Here is a 20888-nt window from a genome sequence, read left to right on the forward strand (position 1 = left end):
CTTCATTCAAAATAGCCAGAGGTTTCATGACCATTGCAGCAGCGTCATCGTCTCCACCCCCTAAGGGTGATTTACGCCGATTCTCCAATGAGGCTTGGGAAACTGTCGCAAGAACACTCTCAGAACGCCTTGGTGCCCGTTTTCAGATCGGCGATTCGGTTCGTGAGCAACATGGCCACACAACAACATGGATCCCCAATCAGCCACCGGATGGCGTTGCGTTTGCTGCGTCCACCGACGAGGTCGCGTTCATTGTTCGCACCTGTGCCGCTCACGACGTGCCGGTTATCCCGTTTGGCGTCGGCACATCGCTGGAAGGTCACGTGAATGCGCCTGAGGGTGGTGTGTCGGTTGATCTTTCCCATATGAATCAGGTGCTTGCGATCAACGCCCATGACTTTGACTGCGTGGTGCAGCCGGGTGTGACCCGCAAGCAACTCAATGTCTTGCTGCGTGATCAAGGGCTGTTTTTCCCAATTGACCCTGGGGCCGACGCAACGCTTGGCGGAATGGCGGCCACGCGAGCGTCGGGCACCAATGCGGTGCGCTATGGCACAATGAAGAACATGATAATTTCAGTCGAAGCTGTATTGCCCAATGGCAGTATTGTGCGCACAGGCCAGCGGGCGCGCAAAAGCTCTGCGGGCTACGATCTCACATCGTTGCTGATTGGATCCGAGGGCACGCTGGGGATCATCACGGAACTCACAGTGCGGCTCTTTGGTATCCCGGAGGCTGTCGGAAGTGTGGCGGCGAGTTTCGGCACTATCGCTGAGGCGGCTGAGGCCGTCATCGCGACCATGCAATATGGCGTGCCAGTAGCGCGTATCGAATTGCTCGACCCACTGACCGTGCGCGCAATGAACGATTATTCCAACCTCAATTTCGATGAGGCCCCGCTGCTTTTGGTGGAGTTTCATGGATCAGAGACTGCAGTCGCCGAGCATCAAGAGCTTTTCAAAGCAATCGTTGAGGACCATGGCGGCAACACCGTACCGTCCGCAAACAGTCCCGAAGAGCGGACACGAATCTGGCAGGCACGTCACGACGCCTATTGGGCAAGCCTGACGCTGCGGCCGGGTGCCAAAGGCCTTTCAACTGATATCTGTGTGCCAATATCCCAGCTGGCCGCGTGCATCGGAAAGGCGCAAAAGCGCGCTGAGGATGAGGGCTTTATTGCACCGATTGTCGGTCATGTGGGTGATGGCAACTTTCATGTTTTACCACTCATTGACATGGACAATGAAGATGAGATCAAGCGGGCCCGTTCCTATGTTGGATGGCTGAACGAGATGGCGATCGAAGCAGGAGGCACCTGCACGGGCGAACATGGTATCGGCCAGGGCAAATCAGCCTACTTACGTCGTGAACTCGGCGATGCAGTCGATGTCATGGGTGCCATCAAACAGGCGCTTGACCCGCAAAATATCATGAACCCCGGGAAGGTCCTTCCTGCCTAGTCGGCAAGAACCATACGAGGCGAGACCGCGCGCGGGTCGATTTTCAAGTCGATGATTGCCGGTGCTTTGGCCGCGCGTGCCGCTTCAAATGCTGCAACAAAGTCTTCGCCGCGCGTCACAGCTGCTCCGTAACCGCCATAAGCTTCTGCAAGCGCTGCAAAGTCAGGATTTTTGAGATCAGTGCCAGATGGTCGTCCTGGATATGTGCGGTGCTGATGCATGCGGATGGTGCCGTAAACACCGTTGTTGGCAACAAGCACAATAATGTTGGCTCCGTACTGGACGGCGGTACCGAACTCTTGGATCACCATTTGCAAACAACCATCGCCGGCCAAGCAGATCACATCGCGCTCTGGGGCTTCCAGTTTGGCAGCGATGGCGGCAGGCAAACCATATCCCATGGACCCAGACGTTGGTGCCAATTGGCTTCGCCAAGTTTTGTAGCGAAAATAGCGATGCAGCCACGCAGCATAGTTGCCAGCACCATTGGTCATGATCGCGTTGTCGGGAAGAACGGCATTAAGGTGACCAATCACAGCTTCCATACGCAGGTCGCCAACGGTTGGCTGCTGCTTCTGCCATGCCTCGTAAGCTGACCGACAGCTTTCGACATAAGAAGAACGATCATGTTTCGGGGTAGTGGTCTTCTCGGCCAGAGCGATGGCCATTTGTGCGGGTCGACAGGAAATGGCGATATCTGGATGGAAAACACGGCCCAACTCGTTGGTGTCGGCGTGAACGTGAATGAGTTTTTGCCGAGTTTTTGGGGGCGTGAGCAACGTGTATCCACCCGTTGTCATTTCTCCGAGCCTTGGCCCAAGTGCAAGAATGACGTCAGCTTCTTCGATTGTTCTGGCCAGGGCCGGGTTTGGCGCGATGCCAACATCGCCTGCATAGTTTAGGTGCCGGTTATCCAGATAGTCTTGGCAGCGAAACGACGAGCCCACTGGCAGTTGCGCCTGCCGAGCAAACTCTCCCAGAGCAATGGCGGCTTCCCCAGTCCAACCGCCACCCCCGACGATAGCAAAAGGGCGCTGCGCTTGGCTAAGCAAGTCAGCCACCTCGTCAACTTCGCTCGAAGAGGGTGCGGCGACTGCTAGCGTCGCTGGCGGGGATGCTTTGGGTTGCTTTTCAACTGGAGCGGACAGCACATCTTCGGGCAATGCCAACACGACCGGTCCTGGGCGACCAGATTGTGCGACTTGAAAGGCGCGGCTGAGATACTCTCCGATGCGATCAACCCGATCAATTTGCGCCACCCACTTGGCCAACGGCGCGTACATGGCGCGATAGTCCACTTCCTGGAAGGCTTCGCGATCACGCTGATCGGTAGCCACCTGCCCTATGAAAAGGATCATGGGTGTGGAGTTCTTGGAACGCCACGTGGACGCCTGATGCGGCATTGGTGGCACCTGGACCACGGGTAACAAATGCTATGCCCGGCTTGCCCGTAAGCTTGCCGTGGGCCTCAGCCATCATCGTTGCGCCGCCTTCTTGGCGCGCAATAATGGTTTCAATGTTGGTGTCGAAGAGGGCATCCAAAGCGGCTAGATAGCTCTCACCCGGAACACAGAAAACACGCGAAATGCCCTGCGCGACCAGCGCGTTGATCAGGACTGCTCCACCGTGCACCGTATGGTTGGACATGACCCTCTAAATATTGCTCCAACCACCATCGATCACGTGGATGGTTCCGGTTGTGTAAGCCGCTTCGTCAGACGCAAGATAAACAGCCAAAGCAGCGACTTCTTCGGCGGTGCCAATTCTACCCATCGGCTGACGGCTGATAAAAGCCTTCTTGGCTGCTTCATACCCGCCCATGGTTTCGCCAAGCGTGCGGATACGCTCGTCCAGTGAAGGACTTTCCACGGTTCCTGGGCAAATGGCGTGAGCCCGAATGCCCTGTCCAATGAAATCAGCCGCAATCGACTTCGTCATCCCAATAACACCCGCCTTGGTGGCGCCATAGACGAAACGATTGGGGGCAGCGATCACCGAGGATGCCGCAGACGACATGTTGAGAATGGTGCCACCACCTGCCTCAATCATACCAGGCAGAAACGTTTTGGTGACGCGAAACATCGCCGTCATGTTGAGATCAATGGAGAAAGCCCAACTGTCCTCATCGCAATCAAGAATGTTGCCGTGTGCAACGTAGCCCGCACAGTTGAACAAAACATCCGGTGTGCCAATGGCTTCACGCGTTCTGGCTATGCTGTCCGGTTCACGCACATTCAAGACGTGCGTTTGACACCCTGCTGCCTCAAGATCAGGAAAAGCGCCCTCATTGATATCAGTTGCGACAACACTGGCCCCCTCCTTTGCCATCGCGAGAGCCGTCGCTTTACCGATACCTTGCCCTGCTGCTGTCACCAGGCAGGTTTTGCCCTTCAATCGTCCCATAATTTTTGGTTGTCCTAAGCTGAGTTGAGCAGCGCGTTGATCTCAGCGCGCGAGGGCATGGACGGCGCGGTACCGGCACGCGTGACGGATATGCTTGCCGTCGCACAGCCAAAGCGCACCGCTGATACAGGGTCTTGACCCTCGGCAATGGCGACAGCAAAGCCGCCATTGAACGCATCGCCTGCACCTGTGGTTTCAACCACGGCCCCTGCACTGAACGCGGGAACATGTTCGCTGACGGTACCGTCATCATAGAGCGCACCCTGTTCACCTAGCGTGATAATGGAAGCCCCTGCCCCTTGGTCGCGAAGCAGTTTTGAGGCCGCACGAGCATCATCGACTGAGACAACTGGATGACCGACCAAAGCCTCTGCCTCAGACTCATTGGGGGTTACGAAGTCGCACAGCGCCAACATGCCATCGGGCAGCGTATCGGCTGGCGCTGGGTTGAGCACAGTACGCGCGCCGCCTTTTTTCGCGATCTCAAGCGCCCGCACCGCCGCGTCCATCGGCTGCTCCAACTGCGTTACGAAAACCGAGGCCGACCCAACAAGGTCGCTATGCGAGTCAATGTCGGTTGGGCTGATGGTTCGTGCGACACCCGGCGATACAATGATGGCATTGTTGCCCGTCCCTGACTCAACAAAGATGTAAGCCGCACCGGTGTAGCTGTCAGCGTGTTGAGAGATTGCAGGCTTCACGCCAGCCTTCTGCCAAGTGGTCAACGCCATGTCGGCAAAAGGGTCTTGGCCAAGCTTGGTAATGAAGTGTGCCGAGACGTTACCACCACCTGCTGCCATGGCTGCGGCTACGGCCTGGTTGGAGCCTTTTCCACCTGGGCCGAGTGCAAAGCTCTCACCGAGTATTGTCTCACCCATCTTGGGTTGGCGTGGTGCTCTGTAGGCGGTATCGGCGACGAACACGCCCAAAATGACAACATTTGCCATGCCGATCTCCTTAAGCTTCCGGCGGTATCACGCCTTTGCGCAGCATAAAGCAGCCGTAAAAACGCCGTTCGCCTGTCTGGATGACGGCATAAGCGTCTTTAGCCATGTCATAAAAGGCAAAACGCTCAACACTGACAATCGGCCGATGACTTCCCTCGGCTGCATCAATGGCCGCCTGCACCTCCTCTTGCACGGGAGGGATGGTGTCCGGCTCGCCGACGATCTCCATACGCCCTGCAAAATCATCGACAAATGTATCGAGGGGGAAGACAGATAGCACGGCTTCAACGGCCTCACCGGCCGTTACGTTGCCAATGCGTAGCAAGTCACCAACGACCGTTTGCCGCGCAATGGAGTCGGCAGGAAAATTGGTGTCTGAGATGATTAACGTATCACCATGGCCCATGGCGGCCAACGTGTAGAGCACCTCAGCATTGAGGCGCGGGTCTATCCCTTTGAGCATCGCAATCTCCCTTTTTGTCTCTTAATGACCAAGCTTCTTCACCTCAGTTGCAAGGGCTAACCCAAGCGCTGTGTGTCCATCTTCATCCAGGTGAATACCGTCGATCTGCGACATAGAACAAGCGCTGCCAGCGTTCCAAACAGGAACGCCAACGCGCTCGCCCATGGCGGCAAATGTCTGTGCGAAACCGATGGATTTCTCGACACCGCCTTCAAAGAAATCCATCAAGACACCGGCATTGTTAAGAGGTGGTGGTGCAACCACAAGAACATCTGGTGCGCCCTGATCTACCCCACAGGGTGATGTGCGAACTGTGTGCACCAGCTTCTCAACCCCTAAGGCGATTTCCAGTGCATTGACCTGAAACCTTGATTTCAAATCGTTGGTGCCGAGCATGATGATCACCAGATTGATCGGGCGATGGCTTTCAAGCACGGCCAGAAGGGTTCGGCGCGCGTTTTTGTGGGCGCCTTCAATTGGATCGTCATGTACGCTGGTACGACCTGGATGCCCTTCGGCAAGAACATGCCATCCCTCACCAAGGGCCTTTGCCATCACGGACGGCCAACGACTGCTGATTTGAAACCGACGAGTGTCTGACAGCGACGTCATAGGCATTGTGCCGTGCGTGTTGCTGTCACCGAAACAAAGAAGTGTTTTTGGCGTCAAAGCCGAGCCCCAGATTGAGCATCAAAAAGATGGATCGTGCTGGGATCAGGGCGAAGAGTGATGCTTTGCCCGACCGAGAATTGATGGCGCTCGCGCACAATGCTGACAATTTCCTTATCACCAACGCGTGAGACCAGGTGGGTTTCAGATCCTGTTGGTTCCACAATGGCGACCTTCGCCTCAAACCCACCATCAGCCAGAGCGAGGTGTTCGGGGCGCAAACCAACGGTCACCGCTTTGCCGTCATGTCCATTGGCTGTCTCACTTATATCGAAGTGCATGCCATTGGACACGAACTTCGATCCATCAATTTTGCCATCGATGAGGTTCATAGAGGGCGAGCCGATAAAACCAGCCACAAAGGTATTGGCAGGCTTGTCATAGAGTTCCAAAGGCGCGCCAACTTGCTCTACGTGACCATCACGCATGACAACAATCTTGTCAGCCATGGTCATGGCCTCAATCTGGTCGTGGGTCACGTAAACGGTTGTGGTTTTCAAACGCTGATGAAGCTCGCGAATCTCCGAACGCATCTGAACGCGCAGTTTGGCATCGAGGTTGGACAGCGGCTCGTCAAACAAGAAGACCTGCGGATCGCGAACGATAGCCCGCCCCATAGCCACACGCTGGCGTTGTCCGCCAGAGAGCTCACGCGGGTAGCGTTTCAGGTAGGGCTGCAACCCCAATATGTCCGCAGCGCGGTTCACCCGTTCGTCGATTTCCGCCTTGGGCATATCCTGCATCTTTAAGGCAAAACCCATGTTTGCAGCGACGCTTTTGTGCGGATAGAGGGCGTAGTTTTGGAAAACCATCGCGATGTCGCGTTTGGCCGGTGGAAGATTGTTCACCACCTGCTCACCGATTTGAATGGTGCCGCCGGTTATGCCCTCAAGCCCCGCGATCATACGAAGGAGTGTGGACTTCCCGCAGCCTGACGGGCCGACGAGAACCACAAACTGGCCATCATCGATATCAACGTCGATGCCGTGCAGAACTTCCACTTGCCCGTAGTTTTTGCGCACATCGCGGACAGTCACTTCGGCCATGTTTTGCAAGCTCCCAGCCTTCTGTCGCCCAGTTTTGTAGGGGGCGGTCTCGGTGCGTTTTTCCGCACATCTTTCGGCAAGACCTAGCCGAAGCTCGCCCCCATGTCCATTGTCGACATGCTAACATGTTAGCGGCTTGACTCGGCTCGCTAAGGTTGAGACAGTCCGCGATGTTATCGCATGAACCGGATCATTTGGAGCCAGGTTCATACATCCAATTAAAGCCTGTTTGCGACGCCGTTGGCGCTCCAAAATGGCAATCGAATAAGCCCAAAAGGGCAGCCAGTTGGCCGTTGAAACATCGCGGTCACATCATGGGAGGAACCTCAATGAAAGTTGATCTGTACAACTATGCCTTGAAGAACGGGCTGACGCGGCGGCGTTTCCTTCAGGGCTCAACGGCAATCGCCGGTGCAGCAGCCATTTCGGGCACCGGCGTCATGGGCGCCACCAAAGCCTTCGCTATGGACGATGTGCGCGCGCAGATCCTGCAAATCCCAGGCGTCGGCAGAGGTTCGCCCACCGATGCTGATTGGCAGCGGGTTGGCGAGCTTTGCTTGGGCGGCACGCGCGAGACTGTTGCTGAAGGAGAGTTTGAAGGCGTTGAGCTGACCTTTATGGGTCTCAACAACCAGAACCTGCACAACTTCTTGTTCCGCGGCTTCTTGCGGTCTTGGGAAGAGTACACGGGAGCAACGATCAATTGGATCGATCTAGCGCAGGCCGATTACAACGCTCGTCTGCAACAGTCCATTGCCACCGGTACCGTCGACTTTGACATTCTGGAGATGGGCGCTCCCTTCGAAGGCGATACAGCGGGCCGTGGCCTTCTGAACGAAATGCCAGATTGGGTCGCTGAGCTGATCGATATGGACGACTATGTCGACTATCTCAAAGCGCCTGTTGGAACTTGGGATGGCAAGACGTATCGCGTCTCTATTGATGGTGACTGCCACACCTTCGCTTTCCGCAAAGACTATTACGAGAGTGAAGAACTGGCTCAAGCATGGGCGGACGCTGGCAATGACAGCGCATGGGAGCAGCCAACAACATGGGAGATGGTCAACGCCCATTCGAAATTCTTGGCAGGCAAGACCGATCCGCTGACAGGCCTTGACGCGCATGGTTATCTTGACCCGCTTAAAGGTTGGGGCGGCTTTGGCTTCTACTTTCTGGAAAACCGCGCCGCTCCCTACGTCAAACACCCTGATGATCCGGCTTGGCTCTTTGATCCAGAAACCATGGAACCGCGGGTCAACAATCCTGGCTGGGTTCAGGCAATCCAGGATGTGATGGATCTCATCGAAACCCCTGGCGCTTATCCGGCTGATCAGATCAATGCTGATCCTGGCACGACTGCGTTCCAGCAGTTCTTGGCTGGCACAGGCGCCATGCTCAACTGGTGGGGTGATGTGGGGTCCAACGCACGCACATCTGACTCTTCGGTGGTTGGCGACGTTGTCGGCTTTGACATCAACCCAGGCACATCACGGGTCTACAACTCAGTGACTGGCGCGTGGGAAGACTCGGCAAACGTCTCGCCAAACAATGCCTACATTGGTTGGGGCGTCTACGTTACCAACCGTGTTGAGGGTGATGACCTTAAACGCAAGGCTGCTTGGTCGGCTGCGGCGCATCTGGGCGGCAAGGACCTGTCCTTGTGGGCATCAGCATATCCGTCCGGCTTCCAGCCTTATCGCAACTCACACTTCCAGTTCGATGAGTGGGAAGCTGCCGGCTATGACCGCCCATTTGTGGAAGACTATCTTGGCTCCAACCTTGATAGCTACAATCACCCGAATGCGGCCATTGAGCCGCGGATTCCGGGCATCTTCCAATACTATTCAGTGGCGGAAGACGAGTTGGCCAAAGGCTTTGCCGGTGAGTACGCAAGTGCACAAGAAACAGCCGATGCTATCGCCGCGGCCTGGGAGCGGATCACCGATCAAATTGGCCGCGAAAGCCAGATTGCGCTGTACCGAGCCTCGCTCGGCTTGTAGCAACCAGAGAATGGTCTGGCGGGTTTTGTCCCGCCAGACCCCTTCCGCCCCACCGGGCACATATGTGTGAGGCCTAGCTCTTTGTCCGCACAAGGCGATCTTCTTCACGTTGTCACCAATGATGATATTTCGGCCCAACGCGCTGCGTTTGGTCGCTTCATCATATGGGGCTCGTTTGGCTTGCTGGTGATCGTTGCGGCCTTTCAAACACTTGGTGTTATCGGACAGATCGATCAAACGTTCGAAACTTGGCGCCCTACCCTCTATGCCTATGTTTTGTGGGCGATATGTTTGTGCGCGGGCCAGGTTCTTGTGCGCGGTGAACAAGGCAAGCGCGTGCTGTTTGTACTCCCAGCCACCTTGTTTGTTGTCTCAATGGTGGTCTTTCCTTTGCTCTTTGGCTTGGTGATTGCCTTTTCCGATTGGAACCTTTCGTCACCTGACGGCCGCCAGTTCAACGGTTGGGACAATGTCCGGCAAATGTGGGCAGACCCGTTCTACTGGAATGCTCTCACCAACATGGTTTGGTACACGCTAGCGATCTTGGTGGAGTATGCCATTGCCTTCGGCTTGGCGCTGCTTCTCAACAGCCAGATCAAAGCGCGCAAGTTTTTCCGTGTTGCATTCCTTCTGCCCCTCATGCTGTCGCCGGTGGCCGTGAGCTGGATGATTGGCAAGTCGATGCTGGAGGTGCGCTTCGGACCAATTTCGCGGTTTTTGCGTGAGATTGGTGTCGATAATGTCTCGTTCTTTGGCAACCCAGAGCTGGCGCGTCTAACAATCATGATCATGGATGCGTGGACATTCATCCCCTTCATGATGATCATGATCTTGGCTGGCCTTCAGGCTATCGCAAAAGAGGTCCAAGAGGCTGCAAAGGTAGACGGGGCATCAGGCTGGCGCGGCTTTTGGGAAGTCACCTTCCCGCTGATGCTGCCAGTTTCCATTACGGCCATCCTGATCCGTATCATTTTCAAGCTGAAGCTTGCCGATATCATCATCAATGTAACGTCCGGTGGCCCAGGTGGCGCTACCGACAGCGTGACGAGCTTCATTTTCCGCGAGTACCGCGATCGCTCCAATGTTGGCTACGGCACCATGCTTGCCATGTTTTACTTGGTGCTGATCGTGATCGCGATGACGATCCTCATGAAGCTTGCCGATCGCTGGATGCGACCGCAGCACTAGGTGGGATGATGAGCGAGCAAATCTTTCACGATAGCGAAAGTGACCTGGCCCACCGGGCAAAATGGTTCACGTCCAAGGCTCTGCTTTATGGCATCCTGATCGTTTGGGCGATTGTTTGCCTGTTCCCGATTTATTGGACGATCACCACATCCTTTAAGATGGCGCCCGACGTTATGCGCGGCAACATGATCCCTTGGGTTGACTATCGACCCGCTTGGTTGGGCTGGCGCTCTCTCGGTCTTTCTCCAGAAACTATCCTAGCAGAATCAACAGTTAGAGAGCAGTTTTTACAGCGATTTTTTAACTCAGTGATCACATCGCTATCAGCTTCGACCTTGGCGGTGGTGCTCGGCAGCTTGGCCGCTTACGGGCTGTCGCGTTTTTCCTTCAAGTTCGGTTTTATGCGCAACCAAGACATCTCGTTTTTCTTCTTGTCGCAGCTCATTCTTCCGCCAGTTGTTTTGGCCTTGCCGTTCCTGGTGCTCTACCGGGAGCTTGATTTGCTGGATACCCGCATCGGTCTCATCCTGCTTTACACGCTCACAGTCCTGCCAATCGTCATTTGGATCATGCGTGATCAATTTGCTGGAATTCCAACTGAGCTGGAGGAGGCAGCCTTGGTGGACGGGCTTTCGATTTGGCGCGCATTTGCGACCATCATCTTGCCAATCGCCCTGCCCGGCATGGTGGCAGCCTTCATCTTGTCTTTGGTTTTGACGTGGAACGAGTACTTTTTTGCAGCTCTGCTCACCTCCACCCACGCCAACACACTGCCGGTGATGGTGGCCAGCCAGACCGGGTCTCAAGGGATCAGTTGGTGGTCGATGGCCGCTTTGTCATTCGCGGCTATTCTTCCGCTGATTGTTATCGGCATCGCTCTTGAGCGGTTCATCATCAAAGGCATGGCCGCAGGCGCCGTTAAGTAGCTCGCCGGCTAGGCCTGCAAACCGTAAGCAATATCTTTTGTCTGCTCATAGAGCGCTTTGAACAAAGGATAGTGTTTGTCGTGCGCAGCATGCCTGACCGATTTCACTGTGCGTTCAGCCGAGTTCCAATCGGGCAGGTCGGCTTTTATGACATCGCCCAAAGCCATTCTGGCAAGAAACGCATTGCCGTAACTTGCTCCAGTGGTGATCGAACATACGACTTGGTCTAGGCCTGTGAGGTCTGAGGTTGCTTGTAACCACAGTTCATTCTTGGTGCCACCGCCGACCGCGAGCAACCGCTGTGGCACTTGTCCAGCCTCGGCATAGGTATCTGTCACATGGCGCGTGCCCATCGCGATGCCCTCAATGACCGCGCGATAAAGGTCTCCACGCGAATGCGTAAGATCGAGGCCAAAAAACACCCCCTTGGCTTTAGGGTCATGGATTGGGGTGCGTTCACCAGAGAAGTAAGGCAGGCACAGCAAGCCTTTTGCGCCTGCCGGCGATGCGCTGGCTTCAGCTGCGAGTACCGAAAAGGCTTCCTCTTTGGAGAGGTCTTTAGCGAATTGGTCACGAAACCAGTGTGTCAGAGTTCCTGATGTCGCCAGGCCGGCCATTGCCGCGTATTCGCCCTCAAAGAGCCAGGGCGCGTGCCACAGTCGCGGGTCAGAAAGCTGATTTTCGGTCACTGTGATGATGAAGATGGTGGATCCATACATCATCATCATATCGCCAGGGTTGAGCGTTCCAACGCTGACTGCCTCTGCTGCAGCATCAACGGTGCCACAGGTAACAGGCGTACCTTCCGCGAGGCCCGTCGCTTCAGCGGCTTGCGGCGTAACCTTGCCCGCAATCTCTGTCGACCACATCAGATCAGGGAGCATCGCCAGCGGGCAGATATCGGACTTCAAAGCGTCCGACCAGGCTTGCTGTTTGATGTCGTAAAGCGGAGCAGAGTTCGGCGCCGTGTAGTGGTCGATCACAAACCGCCCGGTCAATTTGAAAGTCAGGTAACTTGTGGCGGTCAGGATTTTGTGAGTTCTGGCCCAAAGATCAGGATGGTTGCGCTTGAACCAGAGGATTTTTGGTCCAACGGCCTGGGATGTCAGAGCATTGCCTGAATGAGCGAGAATTGCCTCTTCACCAAGCTTGGCGTTGAGATCGTTGATCTCCTTGCTTGCTCTGGTGTCCACACCATAAAGCACACCGTTCATAAGCGGCGTGCCATCGGCGTCCACCGGCAGCATGCACGGTCCAATGGCAGATGTCGCAACCGCTTTGATGGCTGCCGGGTCGACACCACTTTCCTTTAAAAGAGTCTTCGTGATGCGCACGAAGTCTCCCCACCAGTCTTCATCAGGGTGATGCTCCGCCCAACCAGCTTGAGGGACAAGCATTTTGTGAGGGTTGGTGGCCTGAGCAACAATCCCGCCCGTTTCATCAACCAGCACGCCTTTGGATTCAAAGGTGCCGATGTCGACACCCAGAGTGTAACTGGTCATGAGATCTCTCGTGATAAGGGAAAGTCTGGGCCAACGGCACTGATCGCGTGTGTCAGAAGCCTCTGAAGTGCTTCCAAGTCGCACACATCGCACATCTCATTGGCTGAGTGTGAATAGCGCATCGGAAATCCGACATCGATGCTTGCCACGCCATCGCCAAGCAACTGAACGTACGACAGGTCGGTCAGTACACCAACCTGGGCTGAGCGTTGAAGAGGAATACCGTTGGCCATTGCCACATCCTCAATCAAGCGAACCATGGCAGGGTGCGGGATGACGCCGTTTAGCGTTCCGCGGCCATGAAAAGAATAGAGACTGATACCGGGCCCACCACCTAGTTCCATGTCACCACGATCAGCCATGTCTGGCGTGTCGCTGGCCAGCATCAAGTCAACCTGAATGGCAATGTCTGGCATCAGCCGTTGAGCTGCCACCACTGCGCCGCGCAAATTGAACTCTTCTTGAACGGAAAACAACAAGTGTACGGTTGGTCCACCAACACGATGGCTCAAAGCCCTGGCGACTGCCAGCAGCACCGCGCACCCTGCTCTGTCATCAACGCTTGTGCCAACGATCCGGTTCTCGCCCATCACGTTGACCTGAGGTTTGTAGACGACGGGTGTACCGATTTGGATGCCGGCGTGTTCAGCATCCTTTTTGCTGGTGAAACCCGCATCAATCACCAGATCAGGTGCGCGCACCACATGATATTTCTCATCTGGCGCCGTTGCGTGATGGGCCTTGTTCGCAATGACCCCCGGGACATCTTTGCCCTCACCCACGCACAAAAGAACCGACTGCGCAGCCAATGCTCGCTCGGGAACACCGCCAAGACGTTCGACTTTGATGAACCCATCATCTGTGATTTTGCGAACGATGAAGCCCAGCTGATCCATATGGGTGAAAAGCAGTATGGATGGCGCGGCATCGTCACCTTGTAAAGTGGCAATGACGTTGCCCAATCGATCGGTTCGATGCGTCAGGCCGTAGCCGTCCAAACGTTTCCGGATGGCTTTGGCAACGCGCTCCTCATGACCCGAGAGCCCCGGTATCACCATCAGTGCTTCAAGATCATCACGAATGCTCATCAGCGCGCTTTCCTTGCGCGATCCATGAAGTCTTTTGCCCGATCTGGGTCAACGGCGTTCCAAGTATGCCCATCCACCTTCAGAGCAGACCCAACAACACAGCCATTGCCGATGGCAAGCACATCGGCGACCGTGTCGTGTTTCACTCCCGTGTTTGCAAGAACGGGCGTATCAGGCAAAGCGTTCTTCACACCCTCTAGGTCCTCCATACGCGCAGCTTCACCCGTGATTTGACCGGAAACAAGAACCGCATCTGGGATGGAAGAAAAAACAGCACTACGCGCGCGATCCGGCAAAGGACGTCGATCCAGGCTGTCAGCAAACTCTGCAGATACATTGTAAAGCATCAAAAGGTCTTTGCGTCCCAACCCATCGCGGTAACGCAGAGCCTTTCCCGCATCTGGAGCCCAAACGCCCATATCGCTGGCATAAGTTCCGGTGAAAATCTCACGACAGAAACTTGCGCCCGTTGCTGCTGCCAACGCAACCGTTGCCATAGGGTCCCAGAGCACGTTGACGCCAAAGGGCCTCGTGATCTCGGGTTTCAAAGCGCCAACAATCGCGGCCATGGTTGCTGTGGATGCCGTATCGACATCAAAGGCGTATGGGCGATCATTTTCATTGCCAAACATGATTGCGTCGAAACCGGCCTCTTGAAGCGCCTGAAGATCCTTTCGCGCATCGGTAAGCAGCTTGGTAAGCCCGCCCTCAGCATCATAAAGTGGTGAGCCTGGAAGAGCACCGAGATGGACCATCGCGATCACCGGCTTTTGGCTACCAAAGGTTTGGGTGAAACGATCCATGTGACGTCCTTTTCTCGGCTTCTCTCTCGCGCGACTGCTCACAAAACGGTAGGCGCGCCCGACTGTTTATACTAGCATGTTAGCAATGCGGGAGACTTTGATGCAATTGACCACACCACTGAAAACACGGCACTGGGATCGCCTGGGCAATGGCGGCCTGACCTTCACTGAACTTGGTTTCGGGACGGCGCCGATTGGCAATCTATACAAAGCGGTGAGCGATGATGATGCCCATGCGGTGCTTCAGCGTTCCTGGGACGCCGGGGTACGGTACTACGACACGGCGCCGCTTTATGGGCTTGGGCTTTCAGAAACCCGTTTGAACCGCTTTTTGCGCGATAAGCCGCGTGATTCCTATGTGCTTTCCACCAAAATCGGGCGTTACTTTAAAGTCACCACACCAGATCAGCGCGATTGCATCGGCAAGTTTTTTGACGTGCCCGCCCGCAAAGAGATTTACGACTACACCTATGATGGCGTGATGCGCTCGGTTGAGTTTTCGCTGGAACGTCTGGGCATTGACCGCATCGATGTCCTGTTTGCCCATGACTTGGACATCTTCAATCATGGGAGCCAAGAGGCGCTGGACGCAAAGATCTCTGAGCTGATGAATGATGGCGGCTACAAGGCACTGTCAGAGATGCGCGAGCAAGGCGTCATCAAAGCCTTTGGTGCAGGGGTGAACGAGTGGCAGAGCTGCCAGACTTTGGCCGAGCAAGGCGATTTTGACATTTTCCTCTTGGCGGGTCGTTACACGCTTTTGGAGCAAGAGGCTCTGGAAACATATCTGCCGCTGGCTGAACAGCGAGGCATCGGCATGGTTATCGGCGGGCCTTACAATTCGGGGGTTTTGGCAACCGGACCCAAGCCAGGTGCCTTCTTCAACTACGATGTGGCACCGCCCGAGGTGTTAGACAAAGTTGCTCGTATTCAAGCTGTTTGCCAGCGTCACGACGTGCGCATGGTCGACGCAGCGTTTCAGTTCCCTCTCCGTCACCCAACCACGGTGTCCGTGATCCCGGGCGGACAAGGAATGGCCGAAATGGAATCCAATCTTCAGGCCTCTCAGGCCGAGATACCCCAAACACTTTGGGACGATCTCAAAGCTGAAGGTTTGATGCGCGATGATGCACCGGTTTGAGGCGGCAAAGCTGTGATGATCGATGCTCATCAGCACTTTTGGAACCCGGCGCGCGGTGACTATGATTGGATGCCAATGGACAACGCCATTTTGGCGCGCTCTTACGGCCCCGCTGATCTAACACCACACCTCAAGCGCCACGAGATTGATGCAACGGTGTTGGTCCAAGCTGCCGCGACAATCCAAGAGACGGAGTACATGCTTGGTATAGCCGATGCGACGCCGTTCGTTGCTGGCGTGGTTGGCTGGATTGATTTTGAGAAGCCGGAAGACTTGGCACAACTGAAACGACTGGCCAAGCATCCGAAGTTCCTTGGCGTCCGCCCGATGATCCAAGACATCCCCGACGATGACTGGATGCTGCGCGATGATATCCAATGGGCCTATGAAGCTTTGTGCGAGCTTGACCTATCCTTTGATGCCTTGGGTTTCCCACGTCATCTGGCCAACTTTCACACCCTTCTCACGCGTTATCCGAAACTGCGCGTGGTGGTCGATCACTGCATGAAGCCACAAATCCGAGATCACTCTCCAGAGACGTTCAGGTTCTGGGCCGACGGCATGGCCAAGATAGCCACTGACACCAATGCCTTCTGCAAATACTCAGCGCTTGTCACCGAAGCCAGTGAGGGTTGGACTGTGGATGATTTGCGACCCTACGTAGTGCATGTGTTCGAGGTGTTCGGACCAGAGCGGATGGTTTGGGGATCAGATTGGCCCGTTTCGCGTCTGGCGCGTGGATATGATGATTGGCGCGCGGCCGCATTAGAACTAACCACTCATTTGAGCGAAGCGGAAAAGGCTGCGGTTTTTGGCGGAAACGCCAAAGCCTTCTATCGGCTGGATGTTTGAGCGAGCGTTTGAACCATTTCATCGGTGATCAATGCGCGTTCTTCAACCGGCGTTGAAACATGCATAGCAGCAGCTGCCGAGGCATAACGCACCCCTGCGGCGAGTGATTGCCCCCTGCAAAGAGCAACCGTTAGAGCGCCGATGAAGGCATCGCCCGCCCCGTGGCTTGAAATGACTGACACCTCATGAGCCGGCAAGAACTCTGCACTGTCCAAGTCAATGAACCAAAGACCTTGATCGCCAAGCGTGACGATCACAGCACACCCATAGTTGGCGGCCAGTTGAAGCACGGCTGCCTTGCCGTCCAAGGTTTTAGCGGAAAGGCCAAGCAAGTCTGCCGCTTCCACACGATTGACGACCAGGCAGTCGAGTTGACCGGCCAGATCGGAACCGAGAGGTCGCGCTGGCGCTGCGTTGAGCAAGACGCGTGCACCAGCACGCTTAGCTTTCTCGGCAATGGTTTCGTTTGCCGCTAGCGGCAGCTCGTTTTGCAGCACAACCCACTGCGTTGGAGGCGTAATGGCTATGGCATCAGCATCAAGCTTTTGATTGGATCCTGATACAATAACGGCTCCATAGCCACCATCTGGCAGGCTGATGGCAACACTCATTCCGGTGGGCGTTTCAACGCGCTGCACCTGATTTGTCGCGACACCAGCGTCAGCCAAGATGTCCAGTGCTTGATCACCTGGAGCATCGCTCCCAACACATGCGGCCATCGATATACTGGTCTTGTCATGTTTGGTTAGACGGCCCGCGGCAACAGCTTGGTTCCCGCCTTTTCCACCAAACGCATAGCGAACGGCACTGCCTGGTAAGGTCTCATCCAATCGAGGAAGAGAAGGCGCATCAACAATCACATCATGGTGGATGGCCCCAACAACCAGGATGCTCAAACCGGGCTCCGGTAGAGCGCCTCGCCCACGATTTGTAAGCTTTTTGTCGCGTCCTGCTGGGCAATAGCAGCAGCCAAACTGCTGTCACTCACCAGCTGCGCTGCAGTTGCTCTTAAGCGCTCAGCCATGATGATGTTGGTCTCCGCCTCCGCACATGGGTCCAAACCGCCATGATCGGGGAAGGTGTCGAAATAGATTGCACCATCATAGCCAGCCCGCTCCAGCTCAACAAAGAGCTCGAGTGTCTGCATTGGGTGAACTGAGCCAACCATCAGACCATCATCGCGCTTGCCGTAGCCATCATTGAGATGGACGCCCAGCAGTTTGCAATGGCGAACAATCAGATGAGCAGTGTGAGCTGGCATCTCATCGGCGTAAAGAACGTGGGCGAAATCCAACGTGACACCCAGGTTGGTTCTGTTTGCTTCTTTCACAGCCAACAAGGTGGTGCCGATGTCTGGCATAAGAGCATAGGCCCGTGGCTCATTGGGCTTGTACTCGATCGCAATATCAATGGCTTGATTGTGGTCACAGACCTCTTGAATGGCCTCAATCGTGGTGTCCCACATGGCCTTATAGTCGCCCTGGAATGCGTAGTCGAAACCATCTTGCCCCATCCAAAGGGTCATCAGATTGCCGCCCATATGTGCCAGCGTATCCAATCCTTTTTTTGTGATATCCACGGCAGCGCGTCGGACAGTTGGATTGGGGTGTGTGAAGGCTCCAAGACGGAAGCCTGGATCGGTGTAGTAGCGCATCGCCAGGCCGTTCAGCGCCATGCCGCAGTCTTCCAACACCCTCATCATTTCTTCGGCGCTATGGTGATCAAAATGATCGGGATAGTTGAGGTCGGCGGCATTGAGACCCGGCACCGTGGACGCGCGTCGCAGCATGTCCTCAGCGCTTGGTTTACCTGGCAAACCCGTTTTGAAGGCGTTCAGGCGGGCTGCATAGCGCGGCGCGTTCGGCCGGAGAATGGTCATAGGCTGACGAACAGTTCTGGTTTGGAGCGCATCATAGGTTCAAGCAGTGCAACGAGTTGGCGTAGGTGATGCCGTGTGGTCTCCCTGGCGGCCTGAGGATCACGTCGCTCTAACGCGGCAAGAATCGCTTCGTGCTCTTTTAGAGTGGCCTGCACCCGGCCCGGTTGAGGAAGGATAAGCTGGCGTGCACGATCGACATGCACCCAACTCGTTTCAGCAATCTGGGGCAACCGTTTGAAGCCGGTGAACGACATCATCAGCTCGTGCATCTGGCCGTCCATTTGATAGAATCCGGGAAAATCACCATCGCTTACCAGTGCGGCTTGAATGCGTAAGTTCCGCCGCAGTTGCACCAATTGATCGTCGGTGATGGTTGTGGCGAGCAATTCCACAGTTGCCAGCTCCAGGGCCTCGCGCAGAAAGGCACCCTCACGAATTTCTTCAAGAGAAAATCGTGCGACAAAGGTGCCCGCCTGGGGGACCACATCCACCAAACCCTCAACAGCCAATCGCGCTAAAGCTTCGGCGACTGGTGAGCGAGAAACGCCAAGTTGTTGGCAGATCTCTGGTTTGCGCAACACTTCCCCTGGCTTCAGATGAAGACTGAGTATGGCTTGTTTGAGCGACCCATATGTTTTTTGGGCCAGCGTTCCTGGAAAATCGTCCAAACTTGCCAGAGTCAAGGCGCTGCCTTCAGGTCTCGCGATCCCGGTCAATGTGGGTTTTGACAAGTCGGCCTCGGAAACGGCCTTGGAGGTCTGTGTTGGGTCTTGCACCTTCGCCCGATCCAGCTGTAGCATGTTAGCATGTTAGTTGCCGACCAGGTGCTGTCAACTGGTCGCGTCGTTCAGCTCATAGGGCAGTTGTAGGGTTTGCTGCTTGCTCTCTGCAAGAAGAGTTTGTGCCAGCGTTTGAGATACGAAGCCTCTGTTCTCTAAAGAAGGTTGTCCTTCAAGTGCCTCCATCACACGATTCCAAGTCTATGTCACAGCTGCGTGCGCTTTTGCTTCATCCAAACGATACAGTTGCTGTTGCAACCGAGGACTTGGAGATGGGTGCAGATCTGGCCTCTCTGAACATCACGACTCTTGATCGCGTGGCCCAAGGCCACAAGATCAGCCGTGTTCGGCATGTGGCGGGTGATCCTGTTATTCGCTATGGTCAGATGATCGGACGCGCCACTTCGCCAATCGAGGTTGGAGCGCACGTTCACAGCCACAACTTGGCTATGGGCGATCAGGCCGACGATGGGGCCATAAGGCTGAAGGCCGGTGAGACGGGTGCGCCAACCATCCAGGCATCAAAGGACCTTCCAACCAACTTCCTGGGATATCATCGCGCCGATGGCCGGGTCGGCACACGCAATTATCTTGGGGTTGTCACGTCGGTGAACTGCTCAGGCTCCGTGGCGCGCTTTATCGCCGATGCGGCTGAGAAAAGTGGCTTGCTGGACGCTTTTCCAAACGTCGACGGTATTGCCCCCATCGTTCATGGGACCGGCTGTGGAATGGCTGGTGACGATGAAGGCTATGACACGCTTTTTCGCACTCTGTCAGGATATGCCCAACATCCCAACTTCGGAGGCATCCTGCTGGTGGGTTTAGGGTGCGAGGTTATGCAGGTTGGCGATTTGATTGGCCAAGGGCGCCCACGCGCCGATGGAGCCTTTCGGTACATGACCATCCAACAGTCTGGTGGCACTGTGAAAACGGTGGAACGAGGCGTCGCCCTGCTAAAGGAGCTGGCCGAAGCAGCCAATGCTGTGGAACGCAAGCCTGCGTCCCTGTCGCAGCTAACACTTGGCCTGCAATGTGGCGGCTCAGACGGCTATTCCGGAATTACCGCCAACCCTGCTCTCGGCTATGCCTCAGACTTGCTTGTTGCTTCGGGCGGAACATCCATTCTCTCCGAAACACCGGAGATCTATGGCGCGGAACACCTGCTGACCCATAGGGCGGTTTCGCCCGAAGTTGCGGACAAACTCATGGAGCGTGTGCATTGGTGGGAGCGCTACACCGCCATGCACGGCGGTAAGCTCGATAACAATCCCTCACCCGGCAACAAGCGCGGCGGTTTGACGACCATCCTGGAGAAGTCTTTGGGCGCAGTTGCTAAAGGCGGCGCTTCTCCCCTTGTCGACGTCTACAAGTACGCTGAACCTGTCACGAGCCACGGCTTGGTTTACATGGATTCCCCTGGCTATGACCCCTGCTCAGTGACGGGTCAGATCGCGTCTGGCGCGAACCTTGTTGCCTTTACAACAGGACGTGGGTCGGTATCAGGCTATATGCCAACGCCCTGCATCAAGCTCGCCACCAATACACCCATGTACGAGCGGATGGCCAACGACATGGATATCAATTGTGGCGATGTTCTCTCTGACGGTGTCACTGCCAAAGAAAAGGGCGAAGCCATCTTCAGTCAGTTGGTAGCCGTGGCCTCAGGTGAACAGACCAAAAGCGAGAAACAGGGCTTTGGTGGCGCCGAATTCGTGCCTTGGCAGCTTGGCGCCGTGATGTAG

18 protein-coding genes and 1 pseudogene are annotated in these 20888 nt (G+C 55.6%); 7 read left to right on the forward strand and 12 right to left on the reverse strand.

Features of this window, described 5'->3' with window-relative positions:
* Positions 1-26: 26 nt before the first annotated feature.
* Positions 27-1460 (forward strand): FAD-binding oxidoreductase, encoded by a 1434-nt coding sequence (locus ABWH92_RS13990; RefSeq protein ID WP_375569344.1) that lies wholly within the window; start codon positions 27-29, stop codon positions 1458-1460.
* On the opposite strand, the pseudogene ABWH92_RS13995 reads toward ABWH92_RS13990, so the two are convergent.
* The 6 genes and pseudogenes from ABWH92_RS13995 to ABWH92_RS14020 all read right to left on the reverse strand — a co-directional run bounded on the left by ABWH92_RS13995 (position 1457) and on the right by ABWH92_RS14020 (position 6988).
* Positions 1457-3107 (reverse strand): annotated as a pseudogene (locus tag ABWH92_RS13995) (thiamine pyrophosphate-binding protein). The gene ABWH92_RS13990 and the pseudogene ABWH92_RS13995 sit on opposite strands and share 4 nt — an antisense overlap.
* Before the next feature lie 6 nt (positions 3108-3113).
* Positions 3114-3866 carry an SDR family oxidoreductase gene (locus tag ABWH92_RS14000; protein WP_375574254.1) on the reverse strand — a complete coding sequence of 251 codons (753 nt, stop codon included), beginning with the start codon at positions 3864-3866 and terminating at the stop codon, positions 3114-3116.
* Between the two features lie 11 nt (positions 3867-3877).
* A complete protein-coding gene (locus tag ABWH92_RS14005) occupies positions 3878-4810 on the reverse strand; it encodes a ribokinase (protein WP_375569346.1) in 933 nt (310 codons plus the stop codon).
* 10 nt (positions 4811-4820) lie between these two features.
* Entirely contained in the window at positions 4821-5273 is a 453-nt protein-coding gene (locus ABWH92_RS14010; RefSeq protein ID WP_375569348.1) for an RbsD/FucU family protein, read from the reverse strand.
* Between the two features lie 21 nt (positions 5274-5294).
* A complete protein-coding gene (locus ABWH92_RS14015) occupies positions 5295-5942 on the reverse strand; it encodes an SGNH/GDSL hydrolase family protein (protein ID WP_375569350.1) in 648 nt (215 codons plus the stop codon).
* Positions 5939-6988: an ABC transporter ATP-binding protein gene (locus ABWH92_RS14020; RefSeq protein WP_375569352.1), complete on the reverse strand. Its 1050-nt coding sequence runs from the start codon at positions 6986-6988 to the stop codon at positions 5939-5941. The genes ABWH92_RS14015 and ABWH92_RS14020 overlap by 4 nt, the downstream gene beginning before the upstream one ends.
* 329 nt (positions 6989-7317) lie before the next feature.
* On the opposite strand from ABWH92_RS14020, the gene ABWH92_RS14025 reads away from it, so the two are divergent.
* The 3 genes from ABWH92_RS14025 (at position 7318) to ABWH92_RS14035 (ending at position 11102) form a co-directional block, all read left to right on the forward strand.
* Entirely contained in the window at positions 7318-8988 is a 1671-nt protein-coding gene (locus ABWH92_RS14025) for a twin-arginine translocation signal domain-containing protein (protein ID WP_375569354.1), read from the forward strand.
* Between the two features lie 81 nt (positions 8989-9069).
* Positions 9070-10176: a carbohydrate ABC transporter permease gene (locus ABWH92_RS14030; RefSeq protein ID WP_375569356.1), complete on the forward strand. Its 1107-nt coding sequence runs from the start codon at positions 9070-9072 to the stop codon at positions 10174-10176.
* Between the two features lie 8 nt (positions 10177-10184).
* Positions 10185-11102: a carbohydrate ABC transporter permease gene (locus ABWH92_RS14035; RefSeq protein WP_375569358.1), complete on the forward strand. Its 918-nt coding sequence runs from the start codon at positions 10185-10187 to the stop codon at positions 11100-11102.
* 8 nt (positions 11103-11110) lie between these two features.
* Here ABWH92_RS14035 and ABWH92_RS14040 read toward each other — a convergent pair whose 3' ends face one another.
* From ABWH92_RS14040 to ABWH92_RS14050, 3 genes are read right to left on the reverse strand one after another with little or no spacing between them, the layout of a single operon-like run.
* Positions 11111-12604, reverse strand: coding sequence for an FGGY-family carbohydrate kinase (locus ABWH92_RS14040; RefSeq protein ID WP_375569360.1), 1494 nt, complete (start codon positions 12602-12604; stop codon positions 11111-11113).
* Entirely contained in the window at positions 12601-13692 is a 1092-nt protein-coding gene (locus ABWH92_RS14045; RefSeq protein ID WP_375569362.1) for a M42 family metallopeptidase, read from the reverse strand. The genes ABWH92_RS14040 and ABWH92_RS14045 overlap by 4 nt, the downstream gene beginning before the upstream one ends.
* On the reverse strand, positions 13692-14495 hold the full coding sequence (locus ABWH92_RS14050) for a BtpA/SgcQ family protein (RefSeq protein WP_375569364.1): 804 nt from the start codon (positions 14493-14495) through the stop codon (positions 13692-13694). The genes ABWH92_RS14045 and ABWH92_RS14050 overlap by 1 nt, the downstream gene beginning before the upstream one ends.
* Positions 14496-14613: 118 nt before the next feature.
* Here ABWH92_RS14050 and ABWH92_RS14055 point away from each other — a divergent pair, with 118 nt between their 5' ends.
* Both ABWH92_RS14055 and ABWH92_RS14060 read left to right on the forward strand, forming a co-directional pair.
* Positions 14614-15636, forward strand: coding sequence for an aldo/keto reductase (locus ABWH92_RS14055; protein WP_375574255.1), 1023 nt, complete (start codon positions 14614-14616; stop codon positions 15634-15636).
* Positions 15637-15651: 15 nt separating this feature from the next.
* Entirely contained in the window at positions 15652-16488 is an 837-nt protein-coding gene (locus ABWH92_RS14060; RefSeq protein ID WP_375569366.1) for an amidohydrolase family protein, read from the forward strand.
* Here the strand turns inward: ABWH92_RS14060 and ABWH92_RS14065 are convergent.
* The 3 genes from ABWH92_RS14065 to ABWH92_RS14075 are packed head-to-tail and all read right to left on the reverse strand — an operon-like array spanning position 16470 to position 19050.
* Complete coding sequence (locus ABWH92_RS14065; RefSeq protein WP_375569368.1) at positions 16470-17384, reverse strand: PfkB family carbohydrate kinase; 915 nt, start codon at positions 17382-17384, stop codon at positions 16470-16472. The genes ABWH92_RS14060 and ABWH92_RS14065 overlap by 19 nt on opposite strands.
* Complete coding sequence (locus ABWH92_RS14070; RefSeq protein WP_375569370.1) at positions 17381-18367, reverse strand: TIM barrel protein; 987 nt, start codon at positions 18365-18367, stop codon at positions 17381-17383. Before ABWH92_RS14070 ends, ABWH92_RS14065 begins: the two co-directional genes overlap by 4 nt.
* Positions 18364-19050 (reverse strand): GntR family transcriptional regulator, encoded by a 687-nt coding sequence (locus ABWH92_RS14075; protein WP_375569372.1) that lies wholly within the window; start codon positions 19048-19050, stop codon positions 18364-18366. Before ABWH92_RS14075 ends, ABWH92_RS14070 begins: the two co-directional genes overlap by 4 nt.
* A gap of 299 nt (positions 19051-19349) precedes the next feature.
* Here ABWH92_RS14075 and ABWH92_RS14080 point away from each other — a divergent pair, with 299 nt between their 5' ends.
* The gene (locus tag ABWH92_RS14080) at positions 19350-20888 is read left to right on the forward strand and encodes a UxaA family hydrolase (protein WP_375569374.1); all 1539 of its coding nucleotides are present in this window, start codon (positions 19350-19352) and stop codon (positions 20886-20888) included.

This window comes from Ahrensia marina (assembly GCF_042140245.1).
Taxonomy (GTDB): domain Bacteria; phylum Pseudomonadota; class Alphaproteobacteria; order Rhizobiales; family MH13; genus MH13.